General features: G+C 68.2%; 17 protein-coding genes. 8 read left to right on the forward strand and 9 right to left on the reverse strand.

Annotation, left to right across the window (positions count from 1 at the left end; all coding sequences use genetic code 11):
* The first annotated feature begins 37 nt into the window (after positions 1–37).
* Genes IM787_RS14700 through IM787_RS14710 form a run of 3 tightly spaced genes read left to right on the forward strand, consistent with a single transcriptional unit; the run spans position 38 to position 3,065 of the window.
* Entirely contained in the window at positions 38–991 is a 954-nt protein-coding gene (locus IM787_RS14700; protein ID WP_193677430.1) for a histone deacetylase family protein, read from the forward strand.
* On the forward strand, positions 988–1,788 hold the full coding sequence (locus tag IM787_RS14705; RefSeq protein WP_193677872.1) for an enoyl-CoA hydratase: 801 nt from the start codon (positions 988–990) through the stop codon (positions 1,786–1,788). Before IM787_RS14700 ends, IM787_RS14705 begins: the two co-directional genes overlap by 4 nt.
* A complete protein-coding gene (locus IM787_RS14710) occupies positions 1,785–3,065 on the forward strand; it encodes a mechanosensitive ion channel family protein (protein WP_193677431.1) in 1,281 nt (426 codons plus the stop codon). The genes IM787_RS14705 and IM787_RS14710 overlap by 4 nt, the downstream gene beginning before the upstream one ends.
* Here IM787_RS14710 and IM787_RS14715 read toward each other — a convergent pair.
* From IM787_RS14715 to IM787_RS14725, 3 genes are all read right to left on the reverse strand, one after another.
* Positions 3,034–4,326, reverse strand: coding sequence for a TRAP transporter large permease (locus IM787_RS14715; RefSeq protein WP_193677432.1), 1,293 nt, complete (start codon positions 4,324–4,326; stop codon positions 3,034–3,036). The genes IM787_RS14710 and IM787_RS14715 overlap by 32 nt on opposite strands.
* Positions 4,323–4,817 (reverse strand): TRAP transporter small permease, encoded by a 495-nt coding sequence (locus tag IM787_RS14720; RefSeq protein WP_227494385.1) that lies wholly within the window; start codon positions 4,815–4,817, stop codon positions 4,323–4,325. The genes IM787_RS14715 and IM787_RS14720 overlap by 4 nt, the downstream gene beginning before the upstream one ends.
* An 88-nt stretch (positions 4,818–4,905) precedes the next feature.
* Complete coding sequence (locus tag IM787_RS14725) at positions 4,906–5,922, reverse strand: TRAP transporter substrate-binding protein (protein ID WP_193677433.1); 1,017 nt, start codon at positions 5,920–5,922, stop codon at positions 4,906–4,908.
* Between the two features lie 293 nt (positions 5,923–6,215).
* Here IM787_RS14725 and IM787_RS14730 point away from each other — a divergent pair, with 293 nt between their 5' ends.
* From IM787_RS14730 to IM787_RS14745, 4 genes are read left to right on the forward strand one after another with little or no spacing between them, the layout of a single operon-like run.
* Complete coding sequence (locus IM787_RS14730) at positions 6,216–6,965, forward strand: electron transfer flavoprotein subunit beta/FixA family protein (RefSeq protein ID WP_193677434.1); 750 nt, start codon at positions 6,216–6,218, stop codon at positions 6,963–6,965.
* Positions 6,966–6,967: 2 nt separating this feature from the next.
* Positions 6,968–7,900 (forward strand): electron transfer flavoprotein subunit alpha/FixB family protein, encoded by a 933-nt coding sequence (locus IM787_RS14735; protein ID WP_193677435.1) that lies wholly within the window; start codon positions 6,968–6,970, stop codon positions 7,898–7,900.
* A gap of 59 nt (positions 7,901–7,959) precedes the next feature.
* Positions 7,960–9,750 carry an acyl-CoA dehydrogenase gene (locus IM787_RS14740; RefSeq protein WP_193677436.1) on the forward strand — a complete coding sequence of 597 codons (1,791 nt, stop codon included), beginning with the start codon at positions 7,960–7,962 and terminating at the stop codon, positions 9,748–9,750.
* 23 nt (positions 9,751–9,773) lie between these two features.
* Positions 9,774–10,745 (forward strand): NAD(P)H-dependent flavin oxidoreductase, encoded by a 972-nt coding sequence (locus IM787_RS14745; protein ID WP_193677437.1) that lies wholly within the window; start codon positions 9,774–9,776, stop codon positions 10,743–10,745.
* A 12-nt stretch (positions 10,746–10,757) separates the two neighbouring features.
* Here IM787_RS14745 and IM787_RS14750 read toward each other — a convergent pair whose 3' ends face one another.
* Genes IM787_RS14750 through IM787_RS14760 form a run of 3 tightly spaced genes read right to left on the reverse strand, consistent with a single transcriptional unit; the run spans position 10,758 to position 13,787 of the window.
* Positions 10,758–11,786, reverse strand: a complete 1,029-nt coding sequence (locus IM787_RS14750; protein WP_193677438.1) for a cytochrome d ubiquinol oxidase subunit II — start codon at positions 11,784–11,786, stop codon at positions 10,758–10,760.
* A complete protein-coding gene (locus tag IM787_RS14755; protein WP_193677439.1) occupies positions 11,786–13,201 on the reverse strand; it encodes a cytochrome ubiquinol oxidase subunit I in 1,416 nt (471 codons plus the stop codon). The genes IM787_RS14750 and IM787_RS14755 overlap by 1 nt, the downstream gene beginning before the upstream one ends.
* 4 nt (positions 13,202–13,205) lie before the next feature.
* Positions 13,206–13,787 carry a GbsR/MarR family transcriptional regulator gene (locus IM787_RS14760; protein ID WP_193677440.1) on the reverse strand — a complete coding sequence of 194 codons (582 nt, stop codon included), beginning with the start codon at positions 13,785–13,787 and terminating at the stop codon, positions 13,206–13,208.
* Positions 13,788–13,888: 101 nt separating this feature from the next.
* Here IM787_RS14760 and IM787_RS14765 point away from each other — a divergent pair, with 101 nt between their 5' ends.
* Entirely contained in the window at positions 13,889–15,004 is a 1,116-nt protein-coding gene (locus tag IM787_RS14765; protein ID WP_227494386.1) for a PA0069 family radical SAM protein, read from the forward strand.
* On the opposite strand, the gene IM787_RS14770 is transcribed toward IM787_RS14765, so the two are convergent.
* The 3 genes from IM787_RS14770 to dnaK all read right to left on the reverse strand — a co-directional run bounded on the left by IM787_RS14770 (position 15,001) and on the right by dnaK (position 18,858).
* A complete protein-coding gene (locus IM787_RS14770; protein ID WP_193677441.1) occupies positions 15,001–15,549 on the reverse strand; it encodes a hypothetical protein in 549 nt (182 codons plus the stop codon). The genes IM787_RS14765 and IM787_RS14770 overlap by 4 nt on opposite strands.
* A 128-nt stretch (positions 15,550–15,677) precedes the next feature.
* Positions 15,678–16,826: a molecular chaperone DnaJ gene (gene dnaJ / locus IM787_RS14775; RefSeq protein ID WP_193677442.1), complete on the reverse strand. Its 1,149-nt coding sequence runs from the start codon at positions 16,824–16,826 to the stop codon at positions 15,678–15,680.
* Positions 16,827–16,923: 97 nt separating this feature from the next.
* On the reverse strand, positions 16,924–18,858 hold the full coding sequence (dnaK, locus tag IM787_RS14780; RefSeq protein ID WP_193677443.1) for a molecular chaperone DnaK: 1,935 nt from the start codon (positions 18,856–18,858) through the stop codon (positions 16,924–16,926).
* Positions 18,859–18,924 lie beyond the last annotated feature (66 nt).

Raw genomic sequence — 18,924 nt, forward strand, 5'->3', positions numbered from 1 at the left:
GACGTTATCCGAAATTTCAGCGAAGCCGAGGCAGGCAATGCACAAAACCGGCTATTTCACGCACCCGGACTGCAGGCGGCACGACATGGGCCGGGGCCACCCCGAATGCCCCGAGCGGCTCGATGCCATCGAGGACCGGCTGCTCGCGTCGCGCATGCTCGATGTGGTGGAGCGACGCGAAGCCCCGCTCGCCAGCCCCGAGATCCTGGAACTGGCGCACGACCGCATGCACGTCGCGGCGGTGCGCGGCCTGGCCGAGGAAGTGACCGACGAGGAGAACGCGGGCGGCGACGGCCTCGTCTTCATCGACCCGGACACCGCGATGAACCGGCACACCTGGAACGCGGTGATGCGCGCCGCCGGTGCCGCGATCGCGGCGACCGACGCGGTGATCGCCGGCGAACTCGAGAACGCGTTCTGCGCCACGCGCCCGCCCGGCCACCACGCCTGCCGCAGCCGCGCGATGGGCTTCTGCATCTTCAACAACGTGGCGGTCGCCGCGCGCTACGCGCTGGAGCGCCACGGCCTCAAGCGCGTGGCGATCGTCGACTTCGACGTGCACCACGGCAACGGCACCGAGGACATCCTGGCGGGCGACGACCGCGTGCTGATGGTGGGCCTGTTCCAGCACCCCTTCTACCCGTACAGCGGTTTCGGCGCGCACGCCGACAACATGGTGAACCTGCCGGTGCCCGCGTACACCAAGGGCGACGCCATCCGGCCGCTGATCGAGAAGCACTGGCTGCCGCGGCTGGAGGACTTCCGGCCCGAGATGATCTTCATCAGCGCGGGCTTCGACGCCCACCGCGAGGACGACCTTGGCCAGCTGGGGCTGGTGGAGGCGGACTACGCATGGATCACGCGCCAGCTGCGCGACGTGGCGCAGCGCCACGCCAAGGGCCGCATCGTGTCCTGCCTGGAAGGGGGCTACAACCTCGACGCCCTGGGGCGCAGCGTGGAAGCGCACGTGCGGGCGCTGGCGGACGTCTGAGCGTGGCGGCTGCCGGCGTGCCCGTGCTGGAAAGCCGCGACGCCCGCGGCGTGGTGACGCTGACGCTGAACCGGCCCGGGAGCTTCAACGCCCTGTCCGAGGAAATGCTGGACGCGCTGCAGGCGGCACTCGACCGGGTCGGGGGCGACGAAGCCGCGCGCGCCGTGGTCCTGGCGGCCGAGGGCAAGGCGTTCTGCGCCGGCCACCACCTGAAGGAAATGATCGCCCGGCCGGAGCTGCCGTACTACCAGGGGCTGTTCGCGCGGTGCAGCCGCATGATGCTGGCGATCCAGAAGCTGCCGGTGCCGGTCATCGCGCGGGTCGAAGGCCTCGCCACCGCGGCCGGGTGCCAGCTGGTGGCGCAGTGCGACCTGGCCGTTGCTTCGACCGAAGCAAGCTTCGCCGTCAGCGGCGTGAACCTCGGCCTGTTCTGTTCCACGCCCAGCGTGCCGCTGCTGCGCAACATCGCGCCGAAGCAGGCGATGGAAATGCTGGTCACGGGCGAGTTCATTTCCGCCACGCAGGCGCGCGACCGCGGCCTCGTGAACCACGCGGTCCCGCCGGAGGCGGTGGACGCCGAGATCGCCCGCCTCGTCGACAGCATCCTGGCCAAGCCGCGGCTGGCGCTGGCGATGGGCAAGGAACTGTTCTACCGCCAGCGCGAGATGGGCGTGGAGGCGGCCTACCAGCTGGCCGCGCAGACCATGGCCGCCAACATGATGGACGGCTGCGCCCTCGAAGGCGTCGCGGCGTTCACCGAAAAAAGGAAACCGAACTGGAACCCGTCGCAGGAATGACACCCCTCGAGCGCCTGCTCGGCAACCTCGCGCAGGGCAACCTGGCGTGGGACCTGGGCACCCTGGCCACCTGCCTCCTGCTGGCCTATGCGGTCTGCTGGCTCGTCGGCCGCCGCTTCCAGGGCGAATCCATCTGGTTCGGCCGCGCGCTCGTCGATGGCGTGCTGTTCCCCTTGCTCGCGCTGGGCCTGGCCTATACGGCGCGGGTCGTGCTGGACGACTACCACCGCGTGCCGCTGCTGCGCATCGCGGTGCCGGTGCTGCTGTCGCTGGCGGGCATCCGCCTGCTGGCACGCGTGTTCACGCTGGTGTTTCCCACCTCGGGCTTCGCGCGGGTGGTGGAGCGCGTGTTCTCCTGGTTCGCGTGGCTGGCCGTGGTCTTGTGGATCCTCGGGCTGCTGCCGCCCGTGCTGGCGGAGCTGGAAAGCATCCAGTTCGCCTTCGGCAAGTCCAAGCTGAGCCTGCTGGACATCATCGAGGGCGTGCTGTCCTGCGGCGCCGTGCTGGTGCTGACGCTGTGGATCTCGGCCACGATCGAGCGCAAGCTGCTGCGCGAGAACATCAACGACCTGTCGCTGCGCAAGGTCGCGGCGAACATGACGCGGGCGGTGCTGCTGCTGGTGGGCCTGCTGTTCGCGCTGTCCGCCGTGGGCGTCGACCTGACGGCCTTCTCCGTGCTGGGCGGCGCGCTCGGCGTCGGCATCGGCTTCGGCCTGCAGAAGCTGGCGGCCAACTACGTGAGCGGCTTCGTGATCCTGTTCGAGCGCAGCCTGCGCATCGGCGACACCGTGCGCGTGGACAACTTCGAGGGCGTGGTGGCGGACATCAAGACCCGCTACACGCTGATCCGCAACGCGAGCGGCCGCGAATCGATCGTGCCCAACGAGATGCTGATCACCCAGCGCATCGAGAACCTGTCGCTGGACGACCCGCGGCTGCTGATCACGGTCGACATCGGCGTGGGCTACGAGAGCGACGCATCCATCGTGCAGCGGGAAGTGGTGGAGGCGGCGCTCGCGGTGGAGAAGGTGCTGCGCGAGCCGGCGCCGGTGGCGCGGCTGATGCGCTTCGGGCCCGATGCGCTGGAGTTCCAGCTGCTGTTCTGGGTGAACGAGCTCGGCGCCCAGGCGCCCGCGCGCTCCGACGTCCACCTGGAGATCCTGCGCCGCTTGCGGGCCGCGGGGATCGACATCCCCTATCCGCAGCGGGTGGTGCACTTGCGCCAGGCTCCTGGCGCCGGCGCGCTCAGCGCATCAGGGACGGCAGCCAGAGGCTGAGCTGCGGGAAGGCGATCAGCAGGCCCAGCACCAGCACCATCGTCAGCACCAGCGGCCAGCAGCCACGGAAGATCTGGCCCAGGCCCACGTTGGGCAGCAGCGCGTTCAGCACGAACAGGTTCATGCCCACCGGCGGCGAGATCAGGCCGATCTGCACGATCATCACGATCAGCACGCCGAACCAGACCGGGTCGAAGCCGAGCCCGGTCACGATCGGGAAGAACAGCGGGATGGTGAGCAGCACCATGGTGAGCTCCTCCATCACGGTGCCGAGCAGCACGTAGATCGCCATCATCGCCACGATGACCAGCGTGGGCGACAGCCCGAGTTGCTCGATGCCGTCCTTCAGGTCCATCGGCAGCGTCGTGAAGTTCACGAAGTTCGCGAACAGCGTCGCGGCGATCAGCAGCGTGAACAGCATCGCCGTGGTGCGCGCGGATTCCACCAGCACCTCGAACAGCACGCGCCACGTGAGGCGGCGGCGCAGCAGCGCGAACAGGAAGGCGCCGAAGGCGCCGAAGCCCGCGCCCTCGGTGGCGGTGAAGAAGCCGCCGTAGATGCCGCCCAGCACCACGATGACGAGCACCACCACGCCCCAGATCCCGCGCAGCGCGCGCCAGCGCTCGGGCCAGGAGAAGCGCTCGCCGGGCGGAGCGTGTTCCGGGTCGCGCGAAGTCATGACCATCACCGTCAGCATCAACATGGCGGCCGTCAGCAGGCCGGGGATGACGCCGGCGGCGAAGAGGTGGCCGATGTTGGTCTGCGTGACGATGCCGTAGATCACCATGATGGTCGACGGCGGGATCATGATGCCCAGCGTGCCGCCGGCCGCCATCACGCCGGTGGACAGCGAGTCGCTGTAGCCCAGCTTCCGCATGGACGGGTAGGCGACCTTGCTCATGGTGGCCGCGGTGGCGATCGACGAGCCGCAGATCGCGCCGAAGCCCGCGCAGGCCGCGATGGTGGCGTGGGCGAGGCCGCCGCGCACGTGGCCGATGAAGGCATACGCCGCCTGGAACAGCTCGTGCGCGAGCCCCGCGCGCGCCACGAAGTTGCCCATCAGGATGAACAGGGGGATGACGGACAGCGTGTACGCGAACCCCGTTTCGTGGACGACCTGCGCGGTGCTGGCCAGCGCGGCCATCGTGCCGCGCGTGATCCACAGGCCCGCGAAGCCGACGATGCCCATGGCGAACGCGAGCGGCACGCGCATGAGCGCGAGCAGGAAGATGGCGCCGAAGCCGAGGAGCGCTTCCGTCACAGCGCGGCCCCTTCGCCGTTCTCCGGCTCGAACCGGTCATGCGGCTTCTGGAACGCCAACGCCAGGTGCACGGCGCCGGTGACGGCGCACAGGAGCCCCATGCCGTAGATGAAGGGCGCCTTGGCGATCTTCAGCTGCGCGGTCGTCTCGCCGGTCTGCGCGAAGTCGCCGCCGGTCTTCCACAGCAGCCATCCGAGGCCGAGCAGGGCCGCGGCGCAGACCAGCTGCACCACCACCTGCTGCAGGCGGCGCAGCGCCATCGGCAGGTAGGGATCGAGGGAGTCGAACTCCACGTGCTCGCCGCGGCGCGACACCAGCGGCAGCGCCGCGAAGATGACCACCACCATCAGCAGCTCGGTCAGCTCCAGCGAGCCGGGAATGGAGTTCGACAGGAACTTGCGCCCGAGCACGTCGAAGAAGGTCAGGGCCATGATCGCGAAGAGCGCCATGCCCGAGAGCAGCCCGCAGAGGAGCTCCAGCAGCTTGTTCAAGTTTCAGGGTCCGTTGTTCTGGGGTGCACGGCAAAAGGCGGCACCCGGGGACCTCCCCGGTTGCCGCCTTTGTACCAGAGGAGAAGGCCTACTTCGAGGCCTTGGCGATCTCGCCGCGGAAGTCCGCCAGCAGCTTGGCCGGGTTCTTCAGGCCCTTGGCCTCGGCATCCTTCACCCACTTGGCTTCCAGCTGCGAGGTCTTGGACTTGATGTCGGCCACGAATTTCGCGTCGGCCTTCACGACCTGCACGTTGTTGGCCTGCATGATCGCGTAGGCGCGGCGGTCGAACTTGTCCCAGGAGCGGCCCATCATGCGGGCGGCGACCTCGCCGGAAGCGTCGTCGACGGCCTTCTTCTCCTCGGGGCTCATCTTGTCGTACTTGGCCGGGTTCATCATGAAGACGAAGCTGGTGTTGTACAGGCCGCCGGGGAAGGTCGTGGCGTGCTTGATCAGCTTGTCGAGCTTGAAGGCCTCGACGGATTCGGCCGGGAACAGCGTGCCGTCCATGACGCCGCCGGACAGCAGCTCGTACGACTCGGGCGCCGGCTTGAGCGTGACGTTCATGCCCAGCACCTTGGAGATCTCGTTGACCATGCCGCCGCCGACGCGCCACTTCAGGCCCTGCAGGTCCTCCAGCTTGGTGACCGGGCGCTTGGTGTTGAACACGATGCCGGGGCCGTGGGTGAAGAAGGCCAGCACCTTGACGCCTTCGTGTTCCTTGAGGATCTCGGGGTTCCGGAAGGCGATCCGGTTGAACGCCACGGAGACCGCTTCGGCGGAGTCGCCGAGGAAGGGGAACTCGGCCATCTGCGTGTGGACGAAGCGGCCGGGGGTGTAGCCGTGCACCGTGAAGGACACGTCGGCCAGGCCGTTCTTCACCGCGTCGAAGCTGCCGGGGGGCGCCGCCACGGCGCGCGGCAGGTGGTTGCAGCGGATCTTGTTGTTGCTGTTCTTCTCGACCAGCTCGCACCACTCCTTCTGCGCGAGGGTGATGGCGTGGCCGGGCGGGACCCAGCTGGACGTCGTGAGCACGGTCTGCGCCGAGGCGGGGGCGGCGGCCACCGCGGCGGCCGCCGCGGCGATGGAGACAAGGTAGCGTTTCATCCAACGGGCTCCTGTTTTCGGTGCAGGCACTGTAAGGCGCTGACTCATGCGCGACGGTCCCGATTTACCCGCATCGGCGCGCGCGATCCGCCCCCGCGGACGCCTCGAATGTCGGCGTCGTGACAGTTCCCTTGTACGGCCGCGTCATGGAGGCCGCGCGCCCACCTATAATCCAAAATCGAACGATCGTTCTTTTTTGTGCCGGACCTCCCGCCGCGCCGGGTGGAGAGGTCCCGCCGCATAGAATTTCCGGTTTACGTACACGTCAATTCCAAACTCTAGGAGTGCCCAGCATGAAGGTCCTGGTCCCGGTCAAGCGGGTGGTGGACTACAACGTGAAGGTCCGCGTCAAGTCGGACCAGAGCGGAGTGGACATCGCGAACGTCAAGATGAGCATGAACCCGTTCGACGAGATCGCGGTGGAAGAGGCGGTGCGCCTGAAGGAAAAGGGCGTGGCGACCGAGGTGATCGCGGTGTCCTGCGGCGTCGCGCAATGCCAGGAGACGCTGCGCACGGCCATGGCGATCGGCGCCGACCGCGCCATCCTGGTGCAGACCGATGAGGAACTGCAGCCCCTCGCCGTCGCCAAGATCCTCAAGGCGCTGGTCGACAAGGAGCAGCCGGGCCTGGTGATCCTGGGCAAGCAGGCGATCGACGACGACTGCAACCAGACCGGCCAGATGCTGGCGGCGCTGGCCGACCTGCCGCAGGCCACGTTCGCCTCCAAGGTGGAAGTGGCCGACGGCAAGGCGAAGGTCACGCGCGAGGTCGACGGCGGCCTGGAGACGCTGGAAGTGACGCTGCCCGCGGTCATCACCACCGACCTGCGACTGAACGAGCCGCGCTACGTGACGCTGCCGAACATCATGAAGGCCAAGAAGAAGCAGCTGGACACCGTCAAGCCCGAGGACCTGGGCGTGGACGTCAAGCCGCGCCTGAAGACCCTGAAGGTCACGGAGCCGCCCAAGCGCGGCGCCGGCGTGAAGGTGCCCGACGTGGCCACCCTCGTCCAGAAGTTGAAGACCGAAGCCAAGGTGATCTGAACATGACCGCCCTCGTAATCGCAGAACACGACAACGCCTCCATCCGGCCCGCGACCCTCAACACGGTGACGGCCGCAGCCGCCTGCGGTGGCGACGTCCACGTGCTGGTGGCCGGCGCGAACGCCGGCGAAGCCGCCAAGGCCGCCGCGCAGATCGCCGGCGTGGCCAAGGTGATCCACGCCGACGGCGCGCAGTTCGAGCACGGCCTGGCCGAGAACGTCGCGGCGCAGGTGCTGGCGATCGCCGGCAACTACAGCCACATCCTGTTCGCCGCCACCGCCGGCGGCAAGAACATCGCCCCGCGCGTCGCCGCCAAGCTGGACGTCGCGCAGATCAGCGACATCAGCAAGGTCGACAGCCCGGACACCTTCGAGCGCCCGATCTACGCCGGCAATGCCATCGCCACGGTGCAGAGCGCCGACAGCGTGAAGGTGATCACCGTGCGCACGACGGCCTTCGACCCGGCCGCGGCCACCGGGGGCAGCGCCTCCGTGGAACAGGCCAGTGCCGCCGGCGACGCCGGCAAGAGCCGCTTCCTGGGCCAGGAGATCGCCAAGAGCGACCGGCCCGAGCTCACCGCCGCCAAGATCATCGTCTCCGGCGGCCGCGCCCTCGGTTCCAGCGAGAAGTTCAACGAAGTGCTGACGCCGCTGGCCGACAAGCTCGGTGCCGCGCTGGGCGCTTCGCGCGCCGCCGTCGACGCGGGCTACGCGCCGAACGACTGGCAGGTCGGCCAGACCGGCAAGATCGTCGCGCCCCAGCTGTACATCGCCGCCGGCATCTCCGGCGCGATCCAGCACCTGGCCGGCATGAAGGATTCGAAGGTGATCGTCGCGATCAACAAGGACCCGGAGGCGCCGATCTTCAGCGTGGCGGACTACGGGCTGGAGGCGGACCTGTTCACCGCCGTGCCGGAGCTGATCAAGGCGCTTTGACGCCCAGGAAGAAGACTCCCTCCCCCTCCGGGGGAGGGGGCTATACACCGGAGACCCCCATGAGCTACAAGGCCCCCGTCAAGGACATGCTGTTCGCCATCGAGCATCTGGCGCGCATCGAGGAGATCGCGAAGATGCCCGGCTTCGAGGAAGCCGGCCTCGAGACCGCGCAGGCGGTGCTGGAGGAATGCGCGAAGTTCAACGAGGGCGTCGTCGCGCCGCTGAACGTGGAAGGCGACCGCAATCCCTCGAGCTGGAAGGATGGCCAGGTCCGCACCACGCCCGGCTTCAAGGAAGCGTACAAGCAGTACGCCGAGGGCGGCTGGCAGGGCCTGCAGCACCCGGTCGACTTCGGCGGCCAGGGCCTGCCCAAGACCATCGGCGCCGCCTGCGGCGAGATGCTGAACTCCGCGAACCTGAGCTTCGCGTTGTGCCCGCTGCTGACCGACGGCGCCATCGAGGCGCTGCTCACCGCGGGCTCGGACCAGCTCAAGTCGGTGTACCTGGAGAAGCTGGTGACCGGCGAGTGGACCGGCACCATGAACCTGACCGAGCCGCAGGCCGGCAGCGACCTCGCGCTGGTGCGCAGCCGCGCCGAGCCGCAGCCTGACGGCACCTACAAGGTCTTCGGCACCAAGATCTTCATCACCTTCGGCGAGCACGACATGGCGGACAACATCGTCCACCTGGTGCTCGCGCGCATCCCCGGCGCGCCGGAAGGCGTCAAGGGCATCAGCCTGTTCGTGGTGCCCAAGTTCATGGTGAACCCGGACGGTTCGCAGGGCGCGCGCAACGACGTGCACTGCGTCAGCATCGAGCACAAGCTGGGCATCAAGGCTTCTCCGACCGCGGTCCTGCAGTACGGCGACCATGAGGGTGCCGTGGGCTACATCGTCGGCGAGGAGAACCGCGGCCTCGAGTACATGTTCATCATGATGAACGCCGCGCGCTACGCGGTCGGCGTGCAGGGGATCGCGGTGGCCGAACGCGCCTACCAGAAGGCCGTGGAATACGCGCGCGACCGCGTGCAGTCGCGGCCCGTCGACGGCTCCGTGGCCGGACCGGCCCCGATCATCCACCACCCCGACGTGCGCCGCATGCTGATGACGATGCGCGCGTATACCGAAGGCTGCCGCGCGATGGCCAGCGTGGCCGCCGCGGCCTACGACGCCGCGCACCACCACCCGGATGCGGCCGTGCGCAAGCAGAACCAGGCCTTCTACGAGTTCCTGGTGCCGCTGGTGAAGGGCTACAGCACCGAGATGAGCCTGGAGGTGACGTCGCTCGGCGTGCAGGTGCACGGCGGCATGGGCTTCATCGAGGAGACGGGTGCGGCCCAGTACTACCGCGACGCCAAGATCCTGACCATCTACGAAGGCACCACCGCCATCCAGGCCAACGACCTGGTCGGCCGCAAGACGGCGCGTGACGGCGGCCGGACCGCGCAGGCCATCGCTGCGCAGATCGAGAAGACGGAAGCCGAGCTCTCACGACGTGGCAGCGCCGACGCGAAGGCGGTGGCGAAACGCCTGGCCGCCGCCCGCCAGGCCTTCCTCGACGCCGTCGCCTTCGTCGTGCAGCAGGGCAAGGCTTCGCCGAACGCGGTGTTCGCCGGCTCCGTGCCTTACCTGATGCTCGCGGGCAACCTGGTGGCCGGCTGGCAGATGGCCCGCGCGCTGCTGGCGGCCGAGGACCTGTTGCCCAAGGGACAGGACGCCGACTTCCTGCGCGCGAAGATCGCCACCGCGCGCTTCTACGCCGACCACATCCTGGCCAAGGCGCCGGGCCTGCGCGACAGCATCGTGGAGGGCGCGGACAGCGTCACCGCGCTGCCGCTCGAAGCGTTCTGAACCCCGATCCCCGAAAGGCTTCCATGTCCCGACTGCCGCCCGTCCTGCAGAACCTCGCGCTCCCGGTGATTGCCTCGCCGATGTTCATCGTCAGCACGCCCAAGCTGGTGATCGCGCAATGCAAGGCGGGCATCGTCGGCTCCATGCCGGCGCTCAACGCCCGGCCGGCTTCGCAACTCGACGAGTGGCTGCACGAGATCGAGGAGACGCTGGCCGCGTACAACCGCGCGAACCCGGACCGCCCGGCCGCGCCCTACGCCATCAACCAGATCGTGCACAAGAGCAACGACCGTCTCGAGCACGACATGGAAGCGGTGGTGAAGCGCAAGGTGCCGATCATCATCACGTCGCTGGGTGCGCGGCCCGACGTCAACGAGGCGATCCATTCGTACGGCGGCGTCGTGCTGCACGACATCATCAACAACATGTTCGCGCGCAAGGCCATCGAGAAGGGCGCCGACGGCCTGATCGCGGTGGCGGCCGGGGCCGGCGGCCACGCAGGCGTGAAGAGCCCGTTCGCGCTGGTGCAGGAGATCCGCCAGTGGTTCGACGGGCCGGTCGCGTTGTCCGGCGCCATCGCCACCGGCGGCGCGGTGCTCGCCGCGCAGGCGATGGGCGCCGACTTCGGCTACATCGGTTCCGCGTTCATCGCCACCGAGGAAGCGCGTGCGAGCGATGCGTACAAGCAGGCGATCGTCGACGGCAACTCCGACGACATCGTGTACTCCAGCCTGTTCACCGGCGTGCACGGCAACTACCTCAAGCCCAGCATCCGCGCGGCCGGCCTCGACCCGGACAACCTGCCGGAGAGCGACCCCAGCAAGATGAGTTTCGGCGGCGACGCGAAGAAGGCCTGGAAGGACATCTGGGGCTGCGGGCAGGGCATCGGCGCCGTCACCGCCGTGCGGTCGACGGCCGATTTCGTGGCGCAGCTCAAGCGCGAGTACGCGCAGGCGCGGGAGCGGCTGGGCCTGCCCGTGCTCGCCACCGCCTGAGCGCGCGGCCCTTCAGCTTTCCTCCGTGAGCGGCCCCGCCGGTGCCGTGTAGCTCAGGGGCGAGGCCTTGCCCCAGAACACGCGGTACATGAACACCGTGTACGCCACGATCGCCGGCAGCGTGACCGCCACGCCGGCGAAGATCACCACCAGCGACTCGTGCGCGCTCGCCGCCTGCCACACGGTGAGCTTGTCGATCACGATGTAGGGATAGATGCTGTAGGCCAGGCCGAGGAAGGCCAGCACGAAGACCAGCACGGTGCTGCCGAACACCACCCAGCCGTAGCCCGCCTGCACCACCTTCGGTCTGCGCGTGACGTGGAAGGCCGCGAGCCAGGCCGCGATGCACGCCACCGGGATGGGAAGCAGTCCGAGGAACTGCGGCATGGCGAACCACTTGGCGAAGACGGTGGGGCTCACCAGCGGCGTGGCGAGCGAGATCGCGACCAGCGCGGCGCCCATCGGCCAGAGCAGGGTCCGGGCCCAGCGCACGGCCTTTTCCTGCAGGCTGCCGTCGGTCTTCATGATCAGCCACCCTGCGCCGAGCATGGCATAGGCGGTCGGCAGCGTGATCGCGATGCCCAGCGCGAAGAGGTCGGTCCAGGTCCCGTGCACGAAGGCCGTTAGGTAGCGTCCCAGCATCCAGCCCTGGGCCGCCGCGGCCATGAAGGAGCCGGCGGCGAAGAACGCGTTCCACATGCCCTTGCGCGCCGCCCGCGCCTTGACGCGGAAGTCGAAGGAGACGCCGCGCAGGATCAGGCCCACCAGCATCACCGCGACCGGCAGGTACAGCGCCGACAGCACCACGCCGTGCGCGAGCGGGAAAGCCACCAGCAGCACGCCGACGCCGAGCACCAGCCAGGTTTCGTTGGCGTCCCAGAACGGGCCGATGCTGGCGACCATCAGGTCCTTCTCGGATTCGGTGGCGAACGGCAGCAGCACGCCGACGCCGAGGTCGTAGCCGTCCAGCACGACGTACGCAAGCAGCGCGAGGCCCATGACGGCCATGAAGACCAGGGGCAGCAGGGTGGGCCAGTCCATCAGGCTTCCTTTCCGGTCCAGCCGGGGCCGCCGATCGGCGTCGCCGCGGTCGCGCCTTGCGGCGCCTCCGGGGTTGGCATCGCCGGGTGCCGCGCCATGTACATCAGCACGAGCACGTAGGAAACGAGCAGGAACGCGTAGACGGCGAGATACACCAGCAAGGTGGCGAGCACCGTGCCGGGCGCGTGCTGCGCCACGAGGTCGGCGGTGCGCAGCTGGCCATAGATCATGAAAGGTTGGCGGCCGACCTCGGTGACGATCCAGCCGGCCAGCGTCGCGATCCAGCCCGAGAACGTCATGGCCGCCAGCAGGCGAAGCTGCAGGCGCGTGAAGGGAGGCCCTTCCGCTGCCGGCCGTGCCCGCCGGCGCCAGAGCCGCCAGGCCAGCGCCCAGGAGAGCGCCAGCATCAGCACCCCCATGCCCACCATCACGCGGAAGCCCCAGAAGACCGGTGCGACCGGTGGATGGGCGCCGGGGAAGGCGTCCAGTCCCTGCAGTTCCGCATCCAGGTCGTGGGCCAGGACCAGGCTGGCCATGCGCGGCAACTGCACCGCGTAGTCGGTGCGGCGTTCGCGTTCGTTCGGGATGCCGAACAGCGTCAGGGCCGCGCCCCGCTCGGTGTGCCAGATGCCTTCGATCGCGGCGATCTTCGCCGGCTGGTGCTGCAGCGTGTTGAGCCCGTGCAGGTCGCCCGCGAAGATCTGGAGCGGCGCCGCGATGGCGGCGGCGATCACGCCGGTGCGCAAGGCCAGGCCCGTGCCTGCATTGCCCGTGCCGCGGAGCAGCTGGTAGGCCGACAGCCCCGCGACCAGGAAGGCCGCCGTGAGGGTGGAAGCCAGCAGCTTGTGCGCGAGGCGATAGGGGAAGGAGGGATTGAAGACGATCGCGAACCAGTCCTGCGCGTGGTAGCGGCCGTCGATCACGGTGAAGCCGGCGGGTGTCTGCATCCACGAGTTGAGGCTCAGGATCCAGAAGGCGGACAGCGTGGTGCCCGCCGCCACCATCAGCGTGGCGACCAGGTGCACGCGATCGGACACGCGCCCGCGGCCGAACAGCATGATCCCCAGGAAGGTCGCTTCAAGGAAGAAGGCGGTGAGCACCTCGTAGCCGAGCAGCGGTCCCGCGATGTTGCCCACGCGCTCCATGTAGCCGGGCCAGTTGGTGCCGAACTGGAAGCTCATGGTGATGCCCGACACCACGCCCAGCGCGAAGCTCAGGGCGAACACCTTGGTCCACAGGTAGTACGCCTCTTCCCAGGCCCGCGCGGCGGGCGTGCCCCGCGCGGCGTCATGGCGCAGCCGGAAGTACACCAGGAACCAGCACAGCGCAATGTTGATCGTGGGGAAGAGGATGTGGAACGCGATGTTCGTGCCGAACTGGATGCGCGAGAGCAGGAGGGTGTCGAGGGCTTCCATCGCTTCAGGCCTCCTTGCCGGCGCGGGCGGCGGCGCGTCCGGTGACGCGGTCCTTGAGTTCCAGCACGCGCGTCACCGCGCTGCCCATGCCCATGAGCTGCATCGCGGTCTCGGGCGCGAGCTTCTGGACGTCGTCGAACCACGTCATGAGCCGGTCGATCAGATCGTACATCTGCCGCATGCGCTCCTGCGCGTGGCGCTCCTCGTCCGTCGAAGGCTGTTCCAGCAAGGCCATGCGCAGCATCGAAAGCGTCGGTTCGATCTCGCGCCGGCGGCGCTCCTCGGCCAGGTGCCGGAAGATCTCCCACACGTCCGCGGGCGATTCGAAGTACTCGCGCCGGTCGCCGCTGAGGTGCTTCATGCGCACCAGCCGCCACGACTGCAGTTCCTTCAGTCCCATGCTGACGTTGGAGCGCGAGAACTCCAGCGTCTCCGCGATCTCGTCGGCGTTCAGCGCTCGCGGCGAGACGAACAGCAGCGCGTAGATCTGGCCCACGGTGCGGTTGATGCCCCAGCGGCTGCCCATCTCCCCGAAGTGCGAGACGAACTGGCGGCTGAGGGGAGGGAGGTGGTCCTGCAATGACATGCGTCGAACTTTATGCGCGAAGTCTTGGACTTTCAGGAATTACTGAAAATTCAGACTGAAACGAGCGGGTATTCCCATGCGCCCGAAGGCATACTGTACGCATGAACAGTATCGACCGCAGCACCGACACGCGGGTGGCCGAGGTCCGCGTTCCCCTCCAGGCGCTCAAGGGCCGCGGCACCGCGACCCGTTTCCCGCACCGCTTCGCGCCGGATGCGCGGGAAGGCTTCGACGACGGCTGGGACGCGGAAGAGGGCGAGGACGCCGCGGGCCCGCCCCGCACCGAGGTGATCTGGGAGAACGCCCGCAGCCTGATCACGAGCAACGACTCGCCGGACATCCATTTCGGCAAGTCCATCAATCCCTATCGCGGCTGCGAGCACGGCTGCATCTATTGCTACGCGCGGCCCACGCACAGCTACCTCAACCTTTCGCCCGGCCTGGACTTCGAGACGAAGATCATCGCCAAGCGCAACGCGGTCGACCTGCTGCGGCTGGAACTGGCGCGCAAGTCTTACCGGCCGGAGCTGATCGCCATCGGGACGGCCACCGACTGCTACCAGCCGGTCGAACGCGAACTGCGGCTGACCCGGCAGGTGATCGAGGTGCTGCAGGAATGCGACCACCCGTTCGCGCTCGTCACCAAATCCAGCGGTGTCGAGCGCGACATCGACCTGATCGCGCCGATGGCCGCCAAGGGGCTGGCCGCAGTCTACGTGACGATCACCACGCTGGACGCCGACCTGGCCCGCAAGCTGGAGCCGCGCGCCGCCGCGCCGCACCGGCGCCTGCGCATCCTGAAGACGCTTGCGGACCAGGGCATCCCGTGCGGGGTGAGCCTGGCGCCGCAGATCCCCTTCCTCAACGACGATATGGAGCAGGTGCTGGAAGCCGCCTGGGAGGCGGGCGCGCGCGAAGCCTTCTATCACGTGCTGCGCCTGCCCTGGGAGGTCGCGCCGCTGTTCCGCACCTGGCTGCAGACGCACTACCCGCAGCGCGCGGACCGCGTGATGCACCGCATCCAGGAGATGCGCGGGGGCAAGGACTACGACAGCGACTTCGCCACCCGCATGAAGGGTTCGGGGACCTGGGCGGAGCTGGTCGGCCAGCGCTTTCGCAAGGCGGCCGCGCGGCACGGCTTCAACCGCAAGAAGGTGGAGTTCCCCACGCACCTGTTCCGCCCGCCGGCACCGGCGGGGCAGGGCACGCTGTTCTAGGCGCGCAGCAGGAAGAGGCCGACGGCGAAGACGACCGCGCCGAAGACCGCGCCCAGGATGTTGGATTGCATCTGCGCCTGGCCGGGCAGCCGCCGCACCGCATGGTTCCACAGCCACACGATGGGCACGACGGCGAGCAGCAGCACCATCAGCAGCACTTCCCAGCGCATGAAGCTGGTCCACGGCGGCAGCAGCGTGCGCGGCGGGCCCTGCCACAGGGTCTCGATCGGCAGGCGCTGGTTCCACAGGCCGGCGGCGACCAGCGCCCCGGCGATCAGCGCGATCGTGATCGCGGGCTTGAGCGTGCGGCGCCAGCCCAGGATGCTGAAGGTGACGCCGCAGGCCCCGCCCACCAGCGCGGCGACCGCGACCGCCGTGCGCCAGTCGAGGGCGCCGGCGAGGGCGCGCCACACGGCCACGTTGCCCACGACGCCCAGCCACAGGCTCGCGAACAGCACCAGCCGCGCCGGGTGCGGCGCGATGCGGGCCTCGCCCGGCATGAGCAGGGTGGAGTAGCCGGTGGTGCGGAAAAGGCGAAGGGCCATGGGCGGATTGTCGCCGGGGGCGTGACAAATGGCACTTGCGGCGGCATCGGCGCCTGTGGCTGTGTGCCTGCTTCGCCACAGAACGCGCCACCGTCATCCCCGCGTGCGCGGGAAGGACGGCAGTGGGGTCACGCCGAGAAGAAGCCCTTCAGCTTGTCCGCCCACGACTCCTCGTTGGGCGAATGCTTGGCGCCGCCCTTCTTCAGGGATTCGTCCAGTTCCTTCAGCAGCTTGCGCTGGTGCTCGGTCAACTTCACCGGGGTCTCGACCGCGACGTGGCAGTAGAGGTCGCCGGGCACGCTGGACCGCACGCCCTTGATGCCCTTGCCGCGCAGGCGGAACTGCTTGCCGGCCTGGGTGCCTTCCGGGATGTCGATGGCCGCCTTGCCGTCGAGCGTGGGCACCTCGATCTCGCCGCCGAGGGCGGCCCGCGCGATGCTCACCGGCACCACGCAGTGCAGGTCGTCGCCGTCGCGCTCGAAGATCGCGTGCTTCTTCAGCCGGATCTCGATGTACAGGTCGCCCGGCGGCCCGCCGTTGGTGCCGGGCTCGCCGTTGCCGGCGCTGCGGATGCGCATGCCGTCGTCGATGCCCGGGGGGATGCGCACTTCCAGCGTCTTCTGGCGCTTGACCTTGCCCTGGCCGTGGCAGGTCTGGCACGGCTCGGGAATGATCTTGCCGGAGCCGCGGCAGTGCGGGCAGGTCTGCTGCACGCTGAAGAAGCCCTGGCGCATCTGCACGACGCCCTGGCCGTGGCAGGTGCTGCAGGTCTTGGCCTGCGTGCCCGGCTTGGCACCGGAGCCGTGGCAGGTGTCGCACTCGTCCCACGACGGGATGCGGATCTGCGCGTCCTTGCCCTTGGCGGCTTCCTCCAGCGTCACTTCCATCGCGTACGACAGGTCGCTGCCGCGGTAGACCTGTCGGCCGCCACGGGCGCCGCCGGCGCCGCGCTGCTGGCCGAAGATGTCCCCGAAGATGTCGCCGAAGGCCTCGGCGAATCCGCCGAAGCCTTCCGCCCCGGGGCCGCCGCGCATGTTCGGGTCGACGCCGGCGTGCCCGTACTGGTCGTACGCGGCCCGCTTCTCGGCGTCCGAGAGCATCTCGTAAGCTTCCTTGGCCTCCTTGAAGCGCGCCTCCGCATCCTTGGCGGCGTCCTCCCCCTGGTTGCGGTCAGGGTGGAACTTCATCGCCAGCTTGCGATACGCCTTCTTGATCTCTTCGTCCGAGGCGTTCTTGGGAACCCCGAGGACTTCGTAGTAATCGCGTTTCGTGGCCATTGTTCGTTGGGTACTTCAGAAAGAACGCCGCGTTGACCTGCGCGAGTGCGTCAGTGTCGAACGCGGCGAGTCAAACCGGCGCCGCAGGCGTGCGCGTTCAACCTTTCTTGACTTCCTTGACCTCGGCGTCCACCACGTTGTCGTCGTTGGCCGGCTTGGAGCCCGCGCCCGCGTCGCCTTCCGGGGCCGCACCCGCGCCGCCCGCCGCCTGCTGCGCGGCGTACATCTGCTCGCCCAGCTTCTGGCTGGCCGTCATCAGCGCGTTGGTCTTGGCCTCGATCTGCTCCTTGTCTTCCGACTTGAGCACTTCTTCCAGTTCCTTGGCCGCGGCCTCGATCTTCGCCTTCTCGGACGCGTCGATCTTGTCGCCGTACTCCGCCAGGCTCTTGCGCACGCTGTGCACCATCGCCTCGCCCTGGTTGCGGGCCGTCACCAGCTCGAGCTTCTTCTTGTCCTCGGCGGCGTTGACCTCGGCGTCCTTCACCATCTTCTCGATCTCGGCTTCCGACAGGCCCGAGTTCGCCTTGATGGTGATCTTGTTCTCCTTGCCGGTGCCCTTGTCCTTGGCGCCGACGTGCAGGATGCCGTTCGCGTCGATGTCGAAGCTCACCTCGATCTGGGGCAGGCCGCGCGGTGCCGGCGGGATGCCTTCCAGGTTGAACTCGCCCAGCAGCTTGTTGCCGGTGGCGATGTCGCGCTCGCCCTGGTAGACCTTGATCGTCACGGCCGGCTGGTTGTCGTCGGCGGTCGAGAAGGTCTGCGCGAACTTGGTCGGGATCGTCGTGTTCTTCTTGATCATCTTCGTCATCACGCCGCCCAGGGTCTCGATGCCCAGCGACAGCGGGGTGACGTCCAGCAGCAGCACGTCCTTGCGCTCGCCCGAGAGCACCTGGCCCTGGATGGCGGCGCCGACGGCCACGGCCTCGTCGGGGTTCACGTCCTTGCGCGGCTCCTTGCCGAAGAACTCCTTGACCTTCTCCTGCACCTTGGGCATGCGCGACATGCCGCCCACCAGGATCACGTCCTGGATGTCGTTGACGGACACGCCGGAGTCCTTGATCGCCACCTTGCACGGCTCGATCGTGCGCGCGATCAGCTCGTCGACCAGCGACTCCAGCTTGGCGCGCGTGAGCTTGATGTTCAGGTGCTTCGGACCGGACGCATCGGCCGTGATGTACGGCAGGTTGATGTCGGTCTGCGTGCTGTTGGACAGCTCGATCTTGGCCTTCTCGGCCGCTTCCTTCAGGCGCTGCAGCGCGAGCACGTCCTTCGACAGGTCGACACCCTGCTCCTTCTTGAACTCGGCGATGATGTAGTCGATGATGCGCTGGTCGAAGTCCTCGCCGCCCAGGAACGTGTCGCCGTTCGTGGAGAGCACTTCGAACTGCTTCTCGCCGTCGACGTCCGCGATCTCGATGATCGAGATGTCGAACGTGCCGCCGCCCAGGTCGTACACGGCGATCTTGCGGTCGCCCTTGCCGTGCTTGTCCAGGCCGAAGGCCAGGGCCGCGGCGGTGGGCTCGTTGATGATGCGCTTGACGTCCAGGCCCGCGATGCGGCCGGCGTCCTTGGTGGCCTGGCGCTGCGAGTCGTTGAAGTACGCGGGCACCGTGATCACGGCTTCCGTCACTTCCTCGCCGAGGTAGTCCTCGGCCGTCTTCTTCATCTTGCGCAGCACTTCGGCGGAGACCTGCGGCGGCGCCAGCTTCTTGCCGCGCGATTCCACCCAGGCGTCGCCGTTGTCGGCCGCCACGATGCTGTAGGGCATCAGGTCGATGTCCTTCTGCACTTCCTTCTCGGTGAACTTGCGGCCGATCAGGCGCTTCACCGCATAGAGCGTGTTCTTGGGGTTGGTGACGGCCTGGCGCTTGGCCGAGGCGCCGACCAGCACTTCACCGTCTTCCTGGTAGGCCACGATCGACGGCGTGGTGCGCGCGCCTTCGGAGTTCTCGATGACCTTGACGTTGTTGCCCTCCATGATGGCAACGCACGAATTGGTCGTGCCCAGGTCGATGCCGATGATCTTTCCCATTTCTTCTCTCCTTGTCTGCTCGCCCTCGGGGGGTGTGAATCAGTGTGTGGGGTACTTGTGGATAAC

The organism is Ramlibacter pallidus, assembly GCF_015070875.1.
Classification (GTDB): Bacteria; Pseudomonadota; Gammaproteobacteria; order Burkholderiales; family Burkholderiaceae_C; genus Ramlibacter; species Ramlibacter pallidus.

What these genes read in the sequence shown, in the direction of transcription:
- IM787_RS14730 (WP_193677434.1), top strand. Translation starts at nt 6,216, where the DNA reads ATGAAGGTCCTGGTCCCGGTCAAGCGGGTGGTGGACTACAACGTGAAG.
- IM787_RS14760 (WP_193677440.1), bottom strand. Translation starts at nt 13,787, where the DNA reads ATGTCATTGCAGGACCACCTCCCTCCCCTCAGCCGCCAGTTCGTCTCG.
- IM787_RS14700 (WP_193677430.1), top strand. Translation starts at nt 38, where the DNA reads ATGCACAAAACCGGCTATTTCACGCACCCGGACTGCAGGCGGCACGAC.
- IM787_RS14750 (WP_193677438.1), bottom strand. Translation starts at nt 11,786, where the DNA reads ATGGACTGGCCCACCCTGCTGCCCCTGGTCTTCATGGCCGTCATGGGC.
- IM787_RS14710 (WP_193677431.1), top strand. Translation starts at nt 1,785, where the DNA reads ATGACACCCCTCGAGCGCCTGCTCGGCAACCTCGCGCAGGGCAACCTG.
- dnaK (WP_193677443.1), bottom strand. Translation starts at nt 18,858, where the DNA reads ATGGGAAAGATCATCGGCATCGACCTGGGCACGACCAATTCGTGCGTT.
- IM787_RS14735 (WP_193677435.1), top strand. Translation starts at nt 6,968, where the DNA reads ATGACCGCCCTCGTAATCGCAGAACACGACAACGCCTCCATCCGGCCC.
- IM787_RS14755 (WP_193677439.1), bottom strand. Translation starts at nt 13,201, where the DNA reads ATGGAAGCCCTCGACACCCTCCTGCTCTCGCGCATCCAGTTCGGCACG.
- IM787_RS14770 (WP_193677441.1), bottom strand. Translation starts at nt 15,549, where the DNA reads ATGGCCCTTCGCCTTTTCCGCACCACCGGCTACTCCACCCTGCTCATG.
- IM787_RS14740 (WP_193677436.1), top strand. Translation starts at nt 7,960, where the DNA reads ATGAGCTACAAGGCCCCCGTCAAGGACATGCTGTTCGCCATCGAGCAT.
- IM787_RS14745 (WP_193677437.1), top strand. Translation starts at nt 9,774, where the DNA reads ATGTCCCGACTGCCGCCCGTCCTGCAGAACCTCGCGCTCCCGGTGATT.
- IM787_RS14725 (WP_193677433.1), bottom strand. Translation starts at nt 5,922, where the DNA reads ATGAAACGCTACCTTGTCTCCATCGCCGCGGCGGCCGCCGCGGTGGCC.
- dnaJ (WP_193677442.1), bottom strand. Translation starts at nt 16,826, where the DNA reads ATGGCCACGAAACGCGATTACTACGAAGTCCTCGGGGTTCCCAAGAAC.
- IM787_RS14765 (WP_227494386.1), top strand. Translation starts at nt 13,889, where the DNA reads ATGAACAGTATCGACCGCAGCACCGACACGCGGGTGGCCGAGGTCCGC.